Raw genomic sequence first — 17,374 nt, 5'->3', positions numbered from 1 at the left:
GGTATCATTGGCCATCAGGGTAGTGGCAGTGCTATATTGCCAACCTTCCTTGTTTGAGGTGCTCTGATGCAAAACAATTTCGAATCGATTGCCGGTTGCTGGGAGCTGGTGGGAAGCACCACGATCAATAGCGAGATCGCGTTCGTCGACGATGAACCTGATCCAGACGGGATCGCTGATTGGTTGAACGGTGTTGGCGACGAACTTGAGGAGAGTTTGAAAAGCACCTCCGGCATGAAACTTGAAGTGGCACCTGATGGACGCTTTTCCGAGCACCTGACCGGACAGCCATCGGTTACCTGGTTCGACGTAGAAGGTGTCTTGTGCAACAGCGTGGTTCCATTCAATGGTGCGCTTCGCCGGAATGATGAGGGCATCTATTTGCAACCGGACGACATACCTTCGTGGTCGGAGCATCTGGCGGCGAATTATGGCAACGCGATTCTTCGCTATGACGATGGCGATACGAAGATCTCCGATTTCCTGCGCATGAAAGATGGACGTCTGCTCCGAACCGTAAACGTGGTGACGGATGAACTCTACACAGACCGTGTGCTCATTGCTTATGCAAGATGTAAAGAAGAGCGCTAATAAAGTTTGCGTCGAGCGTTTGGTTGCCGTTCTCCCGATTTGCCTTTTCGTCCGTTGAGCGCGCAGCAGCTCGTCTTCTGTCTTACATGCGACGGGATGCAAAAAAATGAGCACCGTTTATTTGGCGATTAGTGCAAAGGGTCTTCAGCAAGCGCTTTTGACCGCCTCAGTGAGCGGTGCTGTCATTTGGTGCGGTGCCGACGCGATGACCGAGCAAGAGTTCGGCGCGCACAGTGGTTTGAGCCTTACCCGATTTCCTTCCCGTTGGCAGGTGAGCCTGAAAACATCCTTGCAGGCGCAATTGAAACGGTACGAGAACATCATCCCGACGCGATTGTTTGGGTCGAATCAAAATACTGAAAGATGAATAGTCAAACGATGGGAATGCCGGTGGACGACGGATTCGATACCTTGCCAATGCATGATGCCGTCTTAATCTCGGTTTTGGTTAGCTGGGACGTAGCACGATGCGAACTCCGATTTCGTCCGGTCGGCACGCTGCCGCACCTGCTGGTATTCGAAGGGTTCACACGAATCGATCTTCCGCGCCATGAGAGCTGGGGACCATCCTCGTCGGTTAACTCCGTGCGTCAGCCACGGAATGGACTGTTCGAAATTGAGCTTCAGTCAGGTGACACCCTTAGTATAGAAGCGCTACGGTGGGCATTTTTGCCCGCTGAAACATAACGCATTTTTTAACTTCATTTAAATAGCCACGATAAGGTGTATTGCTCATGCCCCTCCAGACGATCCGCGGTGATCTAGTCCAGCTCATCGATCATTGAAGAAGAACTGGAAGGTGAAAGCCACACCTATGTCGAATTCGCGAAGTGATTGGCCACCAATGCAAATAAAAGCGGCGCAGCTACCTGAGATTGAGATCCTTCGCCGCAAGTGTATGGCGCTGGCGATGTTGGATGCCTTGATTTGCCCTGAGTGGGATTATCGGTATTTCAGCTTCAATGCACACTGGTCCCCCGGTGAGGAAATGGCATCGATGCGCAATGGCGAAGGAGACGACTGGTTTCTGCTGTTCGACGAAAATGACGCGGCGCTGAAAGGATTTTCGCATGAATCAGCGGTCGTCGGTGCCAACCTTGCAAAGGCGATACAGGAAAGGGTGCCCCAGGACTTCAGTTCCTTCCTTGGCGAGCCGGCGTTCTCGATGGCGCAAGCGACTTTCTGCTTCTGGCGGCGCGGGTACGACAGCCACTGGTCGCAGGTGAATGTGGAAGACGTGCAGTGGGCAGACGAGGATGATGGGAGCAGCTATTTGCTAGCACTCCTGATCGCGCCTGAGGAGGCATACCAGGAATATGCCAGCGACTATTTTGAGGAAAATATTCCGATCGATGCCATCCGCGCCATCTTTGCGCATGCGCCGCTCACCGCGAGCCTGGTCGCAAGCTTGAATCCAGAAATCGAAATGAATGAGGCGGAAGAAATGGCACTGGAAATTGGCTATCCCGTCGCAGTGGCGCCTGATATTGAGCGCTAGCGGCAATTGAAGAAGAAGGTGCCGAACATACGAACTATCAGGTTTGCCGCAATCGCAGCGGCGGTGTTTGTTAGCGTCGGCGTCAATGCGGGCGACATGCCGCCCAACGCCTGCAACCCATCGTCAAATGCGGAATCGCTGCATCGCAGCGCGGATTTGCCAATCTGCGCAGGCCTCGCGTCCGGCGACGGATGCGCGGTGCGCAACGGTTTTGACATCACTCGTGAAATGGGGACGGGCTGGAATCTTGGCAACACCATGGATTCCATTGACGAAAAACCCGACGCACCGGGTGATGAAACGCGATGGGGTAATCCCAGGACGACCAGGGTCAACGTCGACAAGCTCAAGGACCTGGGCATGAATACCTTGCGCATTCCTGTCAGCTGGGACAATCATGTGAGCGGTCCTGACTGGACTATCGACAATGCCTGGATGGACCGGGTCGAGGAGATAGTCAACTACGCTTTGGACAACGGCATGTATGCGATCGTCAATGTCCATCACAACAACGGCTGGGAAGAGCCAACTTCCGCTAACGAGGCGCGTGCGAACGATATCCTGGCCAAGCTATGGGTACAGATCGCCCAACGCTTCAAGCCATACGGGCATCATTTAATCTTTGAGGTCATGAATGAGCCGCACGTAACGGTCAACGGCAAGGAAGACTGGAAAGGAAAACCGGAATATTTCGAGGTGGTCAACCGGTTGAATTTAGCGGCGCTGGCGGCAATTCGGGCCAGTGGCGGCAATAATGCCCGACGGCTGGTTATGCTGCCGTCATACGCGGCGACGGGAGGAGCGGCGCAATTGGACGCTGTTGTAATGCCCCCGGACCGGATGGTTGCATTGTCCACCCACGCCTATATGCCGTCGCAGTTCACAATGAAGTGGGCAGGGACGGCGGAATTCCACGGCGAGAAGGAGATTGACCAGTATTTCGACCGCCTGACACGCAATTTTATCGAGAAGGGCGTGCCGGTGGTGATTGGCGAGTGGGGATCGATACACAAGAACAACCTGGCGCAGAGAGTCCGCCACGCAGCATATTTGATCCGTAGTGCCAGGCGCGCAGGCATTCCAACGATTGTGTGGGATAACGGCGACCTTTCCGTTTCATCCGAGCAGGCCGAAGTCTTTGGATTGCTGGACCGCCGGAACAACACGTGGGTCTATCCGGAGCTGATGCACGCTATTATGGGCGCGGTCCCGTAAGCAGGTGTCATGCTTAAGGTGTCCACGCAATGCTTTCGAACAGTCTCTGTAACTTGACTGCCCGATTCACGTTAAGCATCTTCACATAAGAAATCCTGCCAGCCAAATGGGCGCGGAAGTCGGGACGGTTATGCCTGTTCTGCGATGTCGGCCCGTGGCGGACGCAGTTCGTCAGCATGGCCTTCAACGTGTCGTACTCGCTGCGCGCGAGATTGGGGTGGGTGTTGACGACAACGCCTGTCACTTGTTGGCGAGTACCTTCGCGCATGACGCGGGTCTTCCGTGTATTGACGCGAAATCCCTCTTCAAGCGCGATCGCCGCAACCTGGATATGGAAGCGGTGGGCAGCGCGCGCGAAATCCGCGCCACCAGAAAATGCCAGGTCGTCGGCATAGCGGCTGTAGGAAGCGCCAAGCGACTGAGCCAGCGTTTCGAGCCGTATGTCGAGACGGTATGCGCATAGGTTGGCCAATGCCGGCGAGCAGGGGGATCCCTGCGGTAGGTGAGGCGTCTTCAAAGCCTGGCGTTCGACCCAGGGTAGCGAGCCTCCCGTCTGTTTGTCACGGAACAGGCCATAGGGTGCGCGGTTGACGCATATCCGGGCCAGTGTGCCTGCGACGCTTTGGGAATAGCCCAGCTTTTCAAACAGCGCATGGATGCGTGAGACTTGAATGCTTGGAAAAAAGTCTTTCAGGTCCATGCGAATCACGACGCGCTTGCCTGCGTGCAGGGCAGCGTGCGTAACGCTGGAACGCCCCCGGCGGAAACCATGTACGGATGGATGCGGCGGCGCCAGATCCAGTATCTGGCGCAGGATTTTTTGCTGGACTCTGCGAAGTCGTGCCTTGGGTATCTCAATCAGGCGCAAGCCGCCGCTGCGTTTTGCTACCCAGCGATAATGGTAGTTTTGCAGGCGCGACTGCGCGTCGCCCGCAAGGCGCCATTGGTCTGCAAACCATTCGAGCGCGCCGACCGGTTCGTTCAGCCAGTGGGCGAGATCGCCGATGGTGGGAAGCTCGGGGAGTGCAAGTGCGGCCAGCCACTCCGGTTTCGGGGGGCGTATCGGCTGATCGAGGCAATAGCGCCGCACTTGCGGCAGCTCGATGTATGGCGGCGAGCTGTCTTCTTCCCCAAACTCGTCGTCGTTGTACTCGCCGTACTCATCGTCGTCGAACTGGTGGCCAAGGAGCTGCAGCAGTATGTCGGCCAGCTCATGCCGGCTGAAGTAATGGAAGCTTTCGCCGGTCCGTTCAATGAGTGCAACGCAGATTCCCGTCGCCCACGGCTGACGGGAGCCGAAGACGCGATTACATGCCGCGATCAGGCTTTCCATGCTGCCGTCGGTGGCCAGCATCGTATCGGCAAGTGCCAGCGCGGTGAGTTTATCGGTAGTCATTGGTGTAGGGAGGGGCGCAGAGCCTTCAACGAGTCTCGTGATGCTTGAGTTTCGTTGCGCGGAGCGCAAGGACTCTCATGCGGCGAAATGCTGAGCAAAAAATATCCCACGGGGTAGCCCCGTAGAGGCTGTCACTGCGCGAGGCAAGGACAGGCCGGCTTGAAGGATACGCCCCGCCGACACCTTAGGGGAATTCCAATTAAAGGTCAACTCCGGCACTGCGCTCCTCGCGCTTGCGGTTGCTTACAGCAGCTTGATTGCAGCGACACCGGCGAGCAGCAGCACGACACCGGCCAGCCGCAGCGGCGAGACCTCGCGTTTTGGTAGCCTGAACCAGCCGTGGCGGTCAACGAACACGGAGGCCAGCTGTTGGCCGGCCACTGTCAGGCCTACCGCTGCCGATGCGCCGATCACCGGAATGGCTGTGAATACCGTGGTGACATAAACCGCGCCGGCAAAGCCGCCCAACCATCCCCACCATGGCATAGTGGGCAGACCTTGCAGCGTGGGCGCCGGCGCGCGCAGGACTACGGCGGAGAAAAGCAGCGCAGCCGCCATTGCCAATGTGGCGACCAGGAAGCTCACTGCGCCGACGACGAATGGCGCTCCGAGGTCATGTCGCAGCAGGCCGTTGACCACGCCCTGGATAGGAAGGACGGCTCCTGCCAGCAGGGCGAGGACGATCCAGCCGGCCTTGCCCTGAACGGGCTGCGACTGTTGGCCAGCCTGGCCTCTCACAATGATGGCCGCGCCCGCGAGTATTGCAGTCATGCCGAGGGCAAGCGGCGCATCAATCGGACGCGGCGCGCCGTTGGCCACGCCGCTGGCATCGAGGGCAAAAGACGCGAGCATCTGCCCTGCGATGAAGAGGCCGACCGACACGATCGCGCCGAGGCGTGGAAACAACAGGATAGTGGAAACGACATAAAACGCGCTGGCCACGCCACCGACGGCATGCCACCAAGGCACCTTGGGGAGACTTGAGATCGCGGTCAGCGTTCCGCTTAAAAGCGCAAGCACCAGCAGTGCCAGCGTGCCGACCGATAATTGCAGCGTCGTAGCGGCAAAGGGGCTGCCGGTTGCCTTCGACAGTTGCGCATTGGCGCCCGCCTGGACGGCGAGCAGTCCGCCTGCAATCAGCGAGGCGGGGATCAGGAAGGTTTCCATCTGTGGGCTCCAGTGTGATTGTTCACTGGCGCCCACTGTAGGCTATGCTTTCATGCATTGGTATTCCAAAAAATCGCGTTCTGGCTATGCAAAAATGCAGAACGCGATTTGGAATCCCAATCGGGCGGAAGCGAAGAAGCTTCCACCCAGGGTCGTTAGAGCCGTTCGAGCTTGGCGACCGACAGGTCGAGCACCTTCATGCCGAAGGAGCCGAAGTTGATTTGCGCGCGGCAGTTTGCGCCGCTGCCTTCGATGTTGACGATCACGCCTTCGCCGAACTTGGCATGCGCCACCGATTCGCCGATGCGCCAGCCGCCCGATGCGCCGGAGCGCTCGTTCATGCGCGCCGCCAGGCGGTTGTCTGCGCTTGGCACGGAAGGCATCTCATCCCACGCCGACTTGCGCGAGCCGGTGCTGAACCAGTTGTTCTGCTGGGCGCGTGCGGTCAGCCACTTCAGCGATTCCTCCGGCAGTTCGTCGAAGAAGCGCGACTTCATGTTGTAGCGGGTCTGGCCGTGCAGCATGCGGGTTTGGCAGAACGCCATGTACAAGCGCTTGCGGGCGCGGGTGATCGCCACGTACATCAGGCGCCGTTCCTCTTCCACGCCGCCTTCTTCCTTCGAGCTGCTCTCGTGCGGGAACAGGCCTTCTTCCAGGCCCGTGATGAAGACATTGTCGAACTCAAGGCCTTTGGCCGAGTGCACGGTCATCAGCTGCAGCGCATCCTGGCCTTCCTGCGCCTGGTTGTCGCCGGCTTCCAGCGAGGCATGCGACAGGAAGGCGGACAGCGGCGACATCACGGTTGCCAGCGGCGCGTCGGCGTCGATGATTTCCACGCCATCGGCCACCACCACCTGGGCGCCGGCGGAAGCGGAAGCCTGCGGGCCGAGGTGGGCGGGAGCGCCCTGGCCGAAACCTTCTTCCGACACGAATTGCGTCGCGGCGCTGACCATCTGCTCCAGGTTTTCCACCCGGTCGGCGCCTTCTTTTTCATTCTGGTAGTGCTGCAGCAGGCCGGACGAATCCAGCGTAATGCGCACCAGCTCGGGCAACGCCAGCTGCTGCGTCTCGAAACGCACGCCTTCAACCAGCTTGGTGAAGGCCGCCAGCGAGCTGCCCGCCTTGCCGACCATATAAGGCACTGCCGCATACAGCGAGCAGTTGTACGTGGCCGCAGCATTTTGCAACTGCTCGATGGAGCGCGCACCAATGCCGCGCGCCGGGAAGTTCACCACGCGCAGGAAGGCCGAATCGTTGTGCGGGTTGTCCATCAGCTGCAGGTAGGCGATGGCGTGCTTCACCTCGGCGCGCTGGAAGTAGCGCAGGCCGCCGTACACGTGGTAAGGCATGCCGGCCGAGAACAGCGCATGTTCGATCACGCGCGACTGCGCGTTGGAGCGGTACAGGATGGCGATCTCGCGGCGCAGGGCGCCTTCGGCGATCAGCGACTTGGCCTCCTCGATGATCCACTGCGCTTCCTGCAGGTCCGAGCTGGCCTCGTACACGCGAACCTGCTCGCCGTGGCCGGCGTCGGTGCGCAGGTTCTTGCCCAGGCGGCGGCTGTTGTTCGAGATCAGCAGGTTGGCCGCATCCAGGATGTGGCCGTGCGAGCGGTAGTTCTGTTCCAGCTTGATCAGGTTCTTGACCTGGAACTCGCTTTCGAAGGCCTGCATATTGCCCACATTGGCGCCGCGGAAAGCGTAGATGCTCTGGTCGTCGTCGCCGACGGCGAACAGGGCGCCGCCGAACTGGGAACCGTGGCCCGCCATCAGCTTCAACCAGGCATACTGCAGGTTGTTCGTATCCTGGAACTCGTCGACCAGGATATGGCGGAAGCGCTGTTGGTAATGCTGGCGCAGCGGCTCGTTGCGCGACAACAGCTCGTAGGTGCGCAGCAGCAGTTCGGCGAAGTCCACCACGCCTTCGCGCTGGCACTGGTCGTCGTACAACTGATACAACTCGACCAGCTTGCGCTCCAGCGCGTCGTAGGCCTCCACCTGCGAGGCGCGCAAGCCCTGATCTTTGTTGTTATTGATGAAGTACATCACCTGCTTCGGCGGGAAATTCTCGTCGTCGATATTGTTCGCCTTGAGCAGGCGCTTGATCATCGACAGCTGGTCCTGCGAATCGAGGATCTGGAAAGTCTGCGGCAGCGCCGCGTCCTTGTAATGGGTGCGCAGCAGGCGGTTGCACAGGCCGTGGAAGGTGCCGATCCACATGCCGCGTGTATTGATTGGCAACATGGCGCTCAAACGGGTGAGCATTTCCTTCGCCGCTTTGTTGGTGAAGGTCACCGCCAGCACGCCGGCCGGCGATACCTGGCCGGTCTGGATCAGCCACGCGATGCGTGTGGTCAGCACCCGTGTTTTGCCAGATCCGGCGCCGGCCAGGATCAGGGCGTTTTGCGGTGGCAGGGTGACTGCTGCGAGTTGTTCGGGATTGAGGTTGTGGAGGAGATTTTGCATCCCGCCATTATACCGGCGAGCGGCCAGGGGAGCCGGGCGGGGAGACGCCAGCCCGGCGCCAGGACATTGATCGGCGCGGGATTCGACGGCATAATGAGGTTTATCAAAACGTTAATGTGGCGCCCGTTTGCTTGGCATCTGGCACAGGTGTCACCCCCTAATTGGAATTCTCCTGCGATGGTCCAGAAATCCTCGTGCATTCAACTTCGTCAAATGAGAGCGGTATGCTGCGCTGGTTAGTCGTCGCACTATTCATTGCATTATTCGGCTGCAAGCCGCCGACGCCCGAAACTGCGACAGCCTATATTCGTATTTCGGTTGCTGAAGCGGGGGCCAGCACCCCGTCGAAAGTGCTGAATGAGCTGCAGCGCCTCGGATTCCAAGAGCAGCACAATCCCGCGCGCGAGCCCCATTTCCGGATATATTCCATTCGCGTGCCCGAAGAGTACCTGGTAGGCCTTCCGCTGCAGCCGGGCGACTGGTCCAGCGAGCAGACGCTTTATTTCAGCGGCCCCAAGCCGTTCAATGATGCGGGTCTTACGCTTTATCGCAAGCTGGTTGCGGGCCTGAGTGAGCGTATTGGAGAAAGGTATGTCAATCCGAGTAGCTCCAGCAGCACAGGGCAGTTACTTATCCCGGGCGCGCTCCTACCGTCCCCATCGAGTGCAATGATCTTTGGCGCGCCCGTAGAGGGATAGCGTGATCGAGGAGTTAAATTTTTGAAGGACGGAGTAGATGGACGAAGTAGTTAGAAACGAAATTTTGTCCCTGGCCAAGGCCGCGCACGACTTGACCGAATCGTCCTATCAAGCGAATGCGTCCATACGGGGCGCGCCGGGCTGGATGGATAAGCAAAGAATTCTCCTGGCGGATATGGCTCTCCATTTGCTGCAAACGAGCTTGCGTGATGGTGAGTTGTTCGAGGAGGGGCTGAAGAGGAATTTGTTTTCTATCCTGACGATCTGCGATCAGCTCATGCCAGGACACGAATTGAAGAAAGTCGCCGAAGAGCTGTATTCCGCGTAAGGCGAGCATTTACCATATGAAAATTAGAGTCTTGAGGGATGCCTGTTGCGCTGCAGATGACCAGGCCGGCCCGCTGGAATTAAAAATTGAGCTGGACGCTCCCGCGTCGCTTCAGGATCTGGTCGAAACGGTTCTGGCTTCGGGGTTTCTGCAATATTCATCATCGCATACGTCCATGCTTGGATTCGTGGACGATGCCGTCGTCGTCCGCGTGTTCAGCCTTGATTACACGAACGCGCAGCCCCACTACCTGGTCGACCCAGCTACGCCAATTGGAACAGCTGTGAGCAGCGGATTGCTGGATTTCCGTTTCTAACAGCTTGGTTAACTGATCTCCGACCGCTTGGCGCTCGCTTTGCTTTCGGGCTGGCTGCTGTATCGCCAAGCTCAGGCGCCTTCCGCTGGCAGCTGCGGCTCGCCGAAAATATGCTTGTAAGCCGCGTACACCGAGCACTGGATTACCATCATGACCACCATCAGCGCCGATTGCTGCACGGCTTTGCCGAGCAATGTCATGCCGACCAGCAGGTACACCAGGTTTGTCAGCAGCATGACGATCGCCATCCAGCACAGAAAATACAGCAGGAAGGCACGCAGTGCACGCCACACGGCGAAGAAGCTGTAGAAGAGTGCTTTGCCCACGCCCATCTGCTGCCAGAAAATCAGCGGCGCGGCAAAGAGCATCGCCATGCTGATCGGAAGCGACAGCAGGAATACCACAAGCATGGCCAAGCCGAAGTTACCGTTGGCGGCTACTGCTTCCGGCTTGAGCTTTTGCTCGGCCAATTGGCGCATGACGTCCAAGCCGACCATCCAGACAAATAGCAGGAGCAGCATGAGGAGCACCAGCATGAGCAGGGTGCCCAGGCCTGTCAGGCGCGAGAAGACCGGCTTCTGGAAGATCGGACGCAGCATTTCCGGCGTCAGGGGGCGGCTGCGGTCGGCCGCTGCGCAAGCTTGCACGAAGACGGCGGTGAAGACCGGCGCCAGGATCATCGGCAGCACTTGTCCAAGGAGCGGAACAAATGCCAGCAGCACGCTGGCCACCAGGTAGGCCAGCATCATCAACATCAGCCCGCCCGGTTGCTTGCGGAAGATGGCGAAGCCTTCACGGATCCAGGCGACGCCTGCGCTGGCGGGGATATTACTCATTAATACAACTCCGGAGCCGGAACGGCAATGCGTGTGCGCAAGATGCGCTCAAAATGGGTCGGGTCGTGCGGCGTCAGGATTTCGGCGGCACGCGGCAAGTGCAGATCGTACAGGCGCGACAGCCAGAAGCGCAGGGCGCCGGCGCGCAGCAGGGCCGGCCACAGCGAATGCTCGGCCGCGGTGAACGGACGCACGGCGTGGTAGGCGTCGACCATGGCGCGCACGCGCGCTTCGTCGAGGGCGCCGGTGGCCAGATCGATGCACCAGTCGTTGACGGTGACGGCGACATCGAACAGCCAGCTGTCGCAGCCGGCGAAGTAGAAGTCGAAGAAGCCGGTCAGGCGTTCGCCGTCGAACATGACGTTGTCGCGGAACAGGTCGGCGTGCACCGGGCCGCGCTGCAGTGAGTGGTAGTCGGCGGAAGCGTGCAGCGCTTCCTGGAATTTCATTTCATCGTGCAGCAGGTGGGCCTGTTCCAGCGCCATATGCGGCAGCACGGCGGCAGTGGCTTCGCGCCACCAAGGCAGGGCGCGCAGGTTGGGTTGTTGCAGCGGGTAGTCCTGGCCGGCCAGATGCATGCGCGCCAGCATGGCGCCCACGGCGGCGCAATGCACCGGCTGCGGCGCCATTTGCGGCTTGCCTTCCAGTCGGGAGACGATGGCCGCCGGCTTGCCGTGCAGCGGTACGCACAGCTCGCCCTTGTCGTTGGCGACCGGCGCCGGCACCAGCACGCCATGGTCGGCCAGGTGGCGCATCAATTGCAGGTAGAAGGGCAGCTGTTCGAAGCTGAGGTTTTCAAAAATCGTGAGCACGTACTCGCCGCGCTCCGTCGTCAGGAAAAAGTTGCTGTTTTCGATGCCGGACGCGATACCTTTCAGCGCAACGGCTTGGCCAAGGGGGAATTGCGCAATCCAATGGCCGACATCTTCCAGTGTGACCGGGGTAAAAACTGCCATGAGAAACCAGGTTAAATGTTCGTACGGGGCGCGCGCTTACTTGGTCGGCGCGGCCGGCTGGGCTGGCGGAGGGGGCGGCGGGCCGTCTTCCTTGTCCGCTTCCTCGGCGGAGCGTTTTTTCTTCTTGCCGAGGATGTCGAACTCCAGCACGGTCCACTGCGGGCCACGGTTGGCCGAGCCGGCGGCATCGCCGGGCAGTGCGCTGCCAGCCGGGGTATTCGGCTTGACGGTATACGTGCTCTTGCCGCTTCTGACCTTGGCTTCGGTCACACGGCCACCTTCGCGCTTTTCCACAATCCTGGTTTCCGAGCTGGGCTTGGAAGTCACGGTCACCGGGTTGTCCACTTCCTCGATTTTTTCCAGCTGCTGGGGCGGGGCCGATTGCGCGGATGCGCCGGTAGCCAGCAGGAGCAGGGGAAGGGCAAGCCATGAAGTAGAGGCGCGCATGATGGGATTTCGTTCAATTTATTGGTTCGACCATTGTATCAAAAGCCCCCCAGTCCCGTTGCAAAACTCTGCGATAATGGAATATTGAGATTTACACCACTCCCCCGCTATGCAAAAGACCCTGTTGCTGGTCGATGGTTCCAGCTACCTGTACCGTGCCTTCCACGCCTTGCCTGACCTGCGCAGTGCTGAAGGCCACCCGACCGGTGCCATGCACGGCATGGTCAATATGCTGCGCCGCCTGCGCGCCGATTTCCCGGCTGCCTACATTGCTTGCGTATTCGACGCCAAGGGCAAGACGTTCCGGGATGATATGTATCCCGACTATAAAGCCACCCGCGCGCCGATGCCGGACGACCTGCGCTTGCAGATCGAGCCGATTCACGAAGCGGTGCGCGCCATGGGCTGGCCGATCCTGATGGTGGAAGGAGTGGAGGCGGACGACGTGCTCGGCACGCTGTCGGTGCAGGCCGAACAGGCCGGGATGGATGTGGTGATTTCCACCGGCGACAAGGACCTGGCCCAGCTGGTCACGGCGAAAGTCACGCTGGTCAATACCATGACCAACGAAAAGCTGGACGAGGCAGGCGTGCTGGCCAAATTCGGCGTGCCGCCGAACCGTATCATCGATTACCTGACCCTGATTGGCGACACCGTCGACAATGTGCCGGGTGTGAGCAAATGCGGCCCGAAAACCGCGCTGAAATGGCTGCAGGAATACGACAGCCTGGCTGGCATCATGGCAAACGCCGACAAGATCGGCGGCGTGGTGGGCGCCAACCTGCGCGCCGCGCTGGACTGGCTGCCGAAGGGCCGCGAGCTGATCACCGTCAAGTGCGACTGCGACCTGTCGGCGCACATGATGTCGATTTCCGAATCGCTGGGCGCGAAGGATGAAGACCGCGAGCAGCTGATTGCCTTCTTCACCAAGTACGGCTTCAAGACCCTGCTGCGCGAGTTGTCCGGACTGACCCCGGCCGCGCCGGCACCGGGCAGCGCCGCCGCCCAACCGGCGCCGGGCGCCACCGCCGACCTGTTCGCCGCGCCGCCGGCCACGATCAGCTATGAAACCGTGCTGACCGAGGAGCAGCTGGACGCCTGGATGGCGCGCATCGATGCCGCCGAGCTGACCGCCCTGGATACCGAAACCACCTCGCTGGAGCCGATGCTGGCCGAAATGGTCGGCATTTCGCTGTCGACCGAGCCGGGCATCGCCTGCTACATTCCGCTGGCGCACCGCTATGCGGATGCGCCGCGGCAGCTGCAGCGCGACTGGGTGCTGTCCAAGCTGAAGCCTTGGCTGGAAGACGCCAGCAAACCAAAGCTGGGCCAGAATTTGAAATACGACGCCCATATCTTCGCCAACCATGGCGTGAGCTTGCGCGGCATCGTGCATGACACCCTGCTGCAATCGTATGTCTTCGAATCGCACCGCACCCACGATATGGACAGCCTGGCGCTGCGCCACCTGAACCACAAGACCATCGCCTACGAGGAAGTGTGCGGCAAGGGCGCCAGCCAGATCGGCTTCGACCAGGTCGAAATCGGCCGCGCCACCGAGTACGCGGCGGAAGACGCCGACATCACGCTGCGCCTGCACCTGGCCATGCACGGCCAGGTCAGCGCAGACGAAGGCCTGACCCGCATCTATAACACCATCGAGCTGCCGACCGCCGTGGTGCTGCAGAAGATCGAACGCAATGGGGTGCTGATCGACGCCGGCCTGCTGGCGACCCAATCCAACGAGCTGGGCGCCCGCATCCTGGAGCTGGAGCAGAAAGCATATGAACTGGCGGGTCAGCCGTTCAACCTCGGTTCGCCCAAGCAGATCGGCGAGATCTTCTTTACCAAACTGGAACTGCCGGTCGTGAAAAAGACGCCGAGCGGCGCGCCTTCCACCGACGAGGAAGTGCTGCAAAAGCTGGCCGAGGATTACCCGCTGCCGAAGGTGCTGCTGGAGTACCGCGGCATGGCCAAGCTCAAGTCGACGTATACCGACAAGCTGCCGAAGATGATCAACAGGCTTACCGGCCGCGTGCACACCAACTATGCGCAGGCGGTGGCGATCACCGGACGCCTGGCCTCCAACGACCCGAACCTGCAGAACATCCCGGTGCGCACGGCGGAAGGACGGCGCATCCGCGAAGCCTTTATCGCGCCACCCGGCTCTCACATCGTGTCGGCAGACTACTCGCAGATCGAGCTGCGCATCATGGCGCATATCTCGGGCGACGAGGCGATGCTGCGCGCGTTCGCCGAGGGCGAGGATATCCACCGCGCCACCGCTGCCGAAATCTTCGGCGTGGCGCCGGCCGATGTGCAGCCGGAGCAGCGCCGCTACGCCAAGGTGATCAATTTTGGTCTGATTTACGGCATGAGCGCTTTCGGCTTGGCGGCCAACCTGGGCATCGACCGCACCGCCGCGCAGAACTATATCGACCGCTACTTTGCGCGCTTTGCCGGCGTGAAGCGCTATATGGACGACACGCGCGCCGAGGCCAAGGCGCAAGGCTTTGTGCAGACCGTGTTCGGCCGCCGCTTGTGGCTGCCGGAGATCAATTCGCCGAACGGCCCGCGCCGCCAGGGCGCCGAGCGCGCGGCGATCAATGCGCCGATGCAGGGTACGGCGGCGGACCTGATCAAGCTGGCCATGATTGCGGTCCAGGAGTGGATTGAGCGGGAAGGGCTGGCGACCAAGATGATCATGCAGGTGCATGATGAACTGGTGCTGGAGGTGCCGGATGCTGAACTGGCCCTGGTGAAGGATATGCTGCCGAAGCTGATGGCGGGCGTGGCGGAGCTGAAGGTGCCGCTGGTGGCGGAGGTCGGTGTGGGCTGTAATTGGGAAGAGGCGCACTAGAACCGGTAAACCGGGGGCAGGCACAAGTGCCTGCCCCCCAACGGTCTCAAGACTGCGGGGGCCGGGTTTAGCCTGTTGGTTTTTTGAGAACGTCAAAGTCGCACAACCGCTCACTTCGTTCTGTTGTTCGTTACGGGCCGGGGCCTGATGGATGCGGTGAGTCTGTCCCATAAATACACGGCTTCTTCATCGGTAATGCTTGGGATCGAGCCGCTTGTTCTGTTGCCCTTTACACCCGTGTCGAGCGCGATGTCGAAAGCCGGCAACATTGGGTTGTTCGGTTCTCTGCCCAAAGGCGCCGTCAAGGCATATGCCGGGTTCCGAAGGCAGTTCATCCTCAAGACGGGGCCGTAAGAGCGGTGCAACAGCATTAATACGAGTTATCGCATCCTGAAGGAAGCCTTGCCGGACCATATATGACGTCGGAATCAGCAGGAACATCCAAAAGAAACCTGTCGACACATATCGTCTTCTGAATCTTGAATGCTTCTAGCATTCTGTTGGCGGAATCTTGTTTCATTGGCTCACCTGCACAAGCGATAGGTGTAAAACATCCTGCGCCGACAAACACGAAAACGATTGGCGCAACGAGCCACACTTGCGACGTTTTGTCCTGCATGCCAATTCCCATTTGCGTAGCGATGTGGCCTCCCGCGCCGAGTACGAATGTTCGATGTCGAGGGTGTCATCCACGCGAGTTGCCGACATTGATTTTTGGCAAATGCTCATCAACCATAACACTCGCCAAAAATTGTCAGGTTTGTATGACAAAATTTGTCAGCTGCGACGACAATCCTTGTCATGTCATCCTGATACAATTGCCCTCCAGTCAGCATGAGGGGAGATCCATGAACGATTTGCAAAACGATGCCATGGCCCTGATCGGCCAAGCCGGGGGCGTTGACCGCCGCGACTTTATCAAAGCCGCCCTTGGCACCGGCTTCGCCGCCGCAGTGATGCCGGCGCAGGCGCAACATGTGATCAGCACCGATTCCAAGGGCTTGACCGCCCGCACCGTCCACATCAAATCGGGTAGCCAGACCGTGCCGCTCTATATGGCCCACCCGGAAGGCAAGACCAATCTCCCGGTCATCCTGGTCATTTCCGAAATCTTCGGCGTGCACGAGCACATCGCCGACGTGGCGCGCCGCTTTGCCAAGGCGGGCTATCTGGCGCTGGCGCCCGACCTCTTCGTGCGGCATGGCGACCCGAGCCGCGAGCCATCCATCGCGGATTTGCAAAAAAACATCATCAGCAAGACCCTGGACAGCGAGGTCCTGGCTGACCTGGATGCGGTCGTGGAGTGGGCGCGCACTTACGGTGCGGATACTGTAAAGTTGGGCATCACTGGCTTCTGCTGGGGCGGGCGTATCACCTGGATGTACAGCGCCCACAATCCGCACGTCAAAGCCGGCGTGGCCTGGTATGGCCGCGTGGTCGGGCAGGCGACGCCGGCCTGGCCGCAGCACCCGATCGATATCGCCGCCCGCCTGAAAACCCCGGTGCTGGGCCTGTACGGCGCCCAGGACACGGGCATCCCGGTCGAATCGGTGGAGAAGATGAAGGCGGCCCTGGCCCAGGCCCACAACCAGTCCGAATTCCGGATTTTCGAGCATTCCGGCCACGCTTTCTTTGCCGACTACCGCCCCAGCTACAATGCCGCCGACGCGGCCGAGGGCTGGCAACTGGCGCTGGGCTGGTTCAAGTCGCACGGCGTGGCCTGAGCCAAATTAGCAAGAATTGCAGCCGGGCGGTAAAATGCCCGGTTTGCACCCAAAGGAAGCACCATCGATCCCGTCCTGACCTCCATCCTGCTGGCTACCACGATTGCCGGCGTTGCCAGCATTACGGCGGCGGCGGTGTTTTCGTTCGCCCTGTTGTCGAAGGTGGTCGAAAAGATGGTCAGCCTGTCGGTCGGCATCATGCTGTCCACTTCCTTGCTGCACGCGCTGCCGGAGGCCTTCGAGTCGGGCACCGACCCGCGCCACCTGTTCGGCGCGCTGCTGGCCGGCCTGCTGGCCTTCTTCCTGCTCGAAAAGCTGGCCATCCTGCGCCACTCGCACCACCACGAGCACGACGGCCACCACCATCACCACGGCCATGACAAGGCCGAGGCGGGCCGCGCCGGCTGGATGATCCTGCTGGGCGATGGCATGCACAATTTCACCGACGGCATCCTGATCGCGGCGGCTTTCCTGGCCAACCCGCAGTTGGGCATCGTCACCGGCGTGGCCATCATTGCCCACGAAATCCCGCAGGAAATCGGCGACTTCATCGTGCTGCTCAATGCGGGCTTCTCGCGCACCCGCGCCTATGTCTATAATCTGTTGTGCAGTCTGTTGGCCGTGGCCGGCGGCCTGCTCGGCTATTACACGTTGGACAAGGCGACCAACCTGATTCCTTTCGTGCTGGTGTTCGCGTCCTCGGGCTTCATCTATATCGCTGTCAGCGATTTGATGCCACAAATGCAACGCCGCGCGACGATGCGTGAAACCATCCCGCAAGTCTTGCTGATTGCGCTGGGTGTGGCAATCGTGCTATTCCTTACCGCTAGCGCGCACGATACGCATTAAACGGTTTCCGACTGGCATCATTTTTGCT

Annotated in this window: 17 protein-coding genes; 10 read left to right on the top strand and 7 right to left on the bottom strand. The window is 60.0% G+C overall.

Annotation, left to right across the window (positions count from 1 at the left end):
• Window positions 1–66 precede the first annotated feature (66 nt).
• The 4 genes from H597_RS0111115 to H597_RS30535 all read left to right on the top strand — a co-directional run bounded on the left by H597_RS0111115 (window position 67) and on the right by H597_RS30535 (window position 3,304).
• Window positions 67–591, top strand: coding sequence for a hypothetical protein (locus H597_RS0111115; protein WP_028102208.1), 525 nt, complete (start codon window positions 67–69; stop codon window positions 589–591).
• 106 nt (window positions 592–697) lie between these two features.
• A complete protein-coding gene (locus H597_RS0111110) occupies window positions 698–958 on the top strand; it encodes a hypothetical protein (RefSeq protein ID WP_028102207.1) in 261 nt (86 codons plus the stop codon).
• A gap of 414 nt (window positions 959–1,372) precedes the next feature.
• A complete protein-coding gene (locus tag H597_RS0111105) occupies window positions 1,373–2,089 on the top strand; it encodes a hypothetical protein (RefSeq protein ID WP_154668049.1) in 717 nt (238 codons plus the stop codon).
• Between the two features lie 6 nt (window positions 2,090–2,095).
• Window positions 2,096–3,304 (top strand): glycoside hydrolase family 5 protein, encoded by a 1,209-nt coding sequence (locus tag H597_RS30535; RefSeq protein WP_083941050.1) that lies wholly within the window; start codon window positions 2,096–2,098, stop codon window positions 3,302–3,304.
• Between the two features lie 13 nt (window positions 3,305–3,317).
• On the opposite strand, the gene H597_RS0111095 is transcribed toward H597_RS30535, so the two are convergent.
• The 3 genes from H597_RS0111095 to H597_RS0111085 form a co-directional block, all read right to left on the bottom strand.
• Window positions 3,318–4,700, bottom strand: a complete 1,383-nt coding sequence (locus tag H597_RS0111095; protein WP_035373902.1) for a reverse transcriptase family protein — start codon at window positions 4,698–4,700, stop codon at window positions 3,318–3,320.
• A gap of 243 nt (window positions 4,701–4,943) precedes the next feature.
• The gene (locus H597_RS0111090) at window positions 4,944–5,867 is read right to left on the bottom strand and encodes a DMT family transporter (RefSeq protein ID WP_028102204.1); all 924 of its coding nucleotides are present in this window, start codon (window positions 5,865–5,867) and stop codon (window positions 4,944–4,946) included.
• Window positions 5,868–6,022: 155 nt separating this feature from the next.
• Entirely contained in the window at window positions 6,023–8,332 is a 2,310-nt protein-coding gene (locus H597_RS0111085; protein WP_028102203.1) for a UvrD-helicase domain-containing protein, read from the bottom strand.
• 224 nt (window positions 8,333–8,556) lie between these two features.
• On the opposite strand from H597_RS0111085, the gene H597_RS0111080 reads away from it, so the two are divergent.
• Genes H597_RS0111080 through H597_RS30530 form a run of 3 tightly spaced genes read left to right on the top strand, consistent with a single transcriptional unit; the run spans window position 8,557 to window position 9,674 of the window.
• Window positions 8,557–9,030 carry a hypothetical protein gene (locus H597_RS0111080; RefSeq protein WP_028102202.1) on the top strand — a complete coding sequence of 158 codons (474 nt, stop codon included), beginning with the start codon at window positions 8,557–8,559 and terminating at the stop codon, window positions 9,028–9,030.
• A 37-nt stretch (window positions 9,031–9,067) separates the two neighbouring features.
• Window positions 9,068–9,358 carry a hypothetical protein gene (locus H597_RS0111075; protein WP_028102201.1) on the top strand — a complete coding sequence of 97 codons (291 nt, stop codon included), beginning with the start codon at window positions 9,068–9,070 and terminating at the stop codon, window positions 9,356–9,358.
• Window positions 9,359–9,374: 16 nt separating this feature from the next.
• The gene (locus H597_RS30530) at window positions 9,375–9,674 is read left to right on the top strand and encodes a hypothetical protein (protein ID WP_051293700.1); all 300 of its coding nucleotides are present in this window, start codon (window positions 9,375–9,377) and stop codon (window positions 9,672–9,674) included.
• Between the two features lie 71 nt (window positions 9,675–9,745).
• Here H597_RS30530 and H597_RS0111065 read toward each other — a convergent pair whose 3' ends face one another.
• From H597_RS0111065 to H597_RS30525, 3 genes are read right to left on the bottom strand one after another with little or no spacing between them, the layout of a single operon-like run.
• Window positions 9,746–10,510, bottom strand: coding sequence for a BPSS1780 family membrane protein (locus tag H597_RS0111065; RefSeq protein ID WP_028102200.1), 765 nt, complete (start codon window positions 10,508–10,510; stop codon window positions 9,746–9,748).
• On the bottom strand, window positions 10,510–11,466 hold the full coding sequence (locus tag H597_RS0111060; protein WP_028102199.1) for a homoserine kinase: 957 nt from the start codon (window positions 11,464–11,466) through the stop codon (window positions 10,510–10,512). The genes H597_RS0111065 and H597_RS0111060 overlap by 1 nt, the downstream gene beginning before the upstream one ends.
• 36 nt (window positions 11,467–11,502) lie before the next feature.
• On the bottom strand, window positions 11,503–11,913 hold the full coding sequence (locus tag H597_RS30525) for a hypothetical protein (protein WP_229632146.1): 411 nt from the start codon (window positions 11,911–11,913) through the stop codon (window positions 11,503–11,505).
• Between the two features lie 109 nt (window positions 11,914–12,022).
• Between H597_RS30525 and polA the strand changes: the two genes are divergently transcribed.
• Window positions 12,023–14,773 (top strand): DNA polymerase I, encoded by a 2,751-nt coding sequence (gene polA, locus H597_RS0111050; protein WP_028102198.1) that lies wholly within the window; start codon window positions 12,023–12,025, stop codon window positions 14,771–14,773.
• A 110-nt stretch (window positions 14,774–14,883) separates the two neighbouring features.
• Here the strand turns inward: polA and H597_RS36225 are convergent, their stop codons facing one another.
• A complete protein-coding gene (locus H597_RS36225; RefSeq protein WP_371850727.1) occupies window positions 14,884–15,108 on the bottom strand; it encodes a T6SS immunity protein Tli4 family protein in 225 nt (74 codons plus the stop codon).
• Between the two features lie 513 nt (window positions 15,109–15,621).
• On the opposite strand from H597_RS36225, the gene H597_RS0111040 reads away from it, so the two are divergent.
• Complete coding sequence (locus tag H597_RS0111040; protein WP_028102196.1) at window positions 15,622–16,497, top strand: dienelactone hydrolase family protein; 876 nt, start codon at window positions 15,622–15,624, stop codon at window positions 16,495–16,497.
• A gap of 135 nt (window positions 16,498–16,632) precedes the next feature.
• Entirely contained in the window at window positions 16,633–17,346 is a 714-nt protein-coding gene (locus tag H597_RS0111035; RefSeq protein WP_051293699.1) for a ZIP family metal transporter, read from the top strand.
• Window positions 17,347–17,374: the final 28 nt, after the last annotated feature.

The organism is Pseudoduganella violaceinigra DSM 15887, assembly GCF_000425385.1.
In the GTDB taxonomy this organism is placed as follows: Bacteria; Pseudomonadota; Gammaproteobacteria; order Burkholderiales; family Burkholderiaceae_D; genus Rugamonas; species Rugamonas violaceinigra.
Note: the sequence above shows the minus strand (reverse complement) of the source record. Positions and strands in the feature narration are given on the sequence as shown.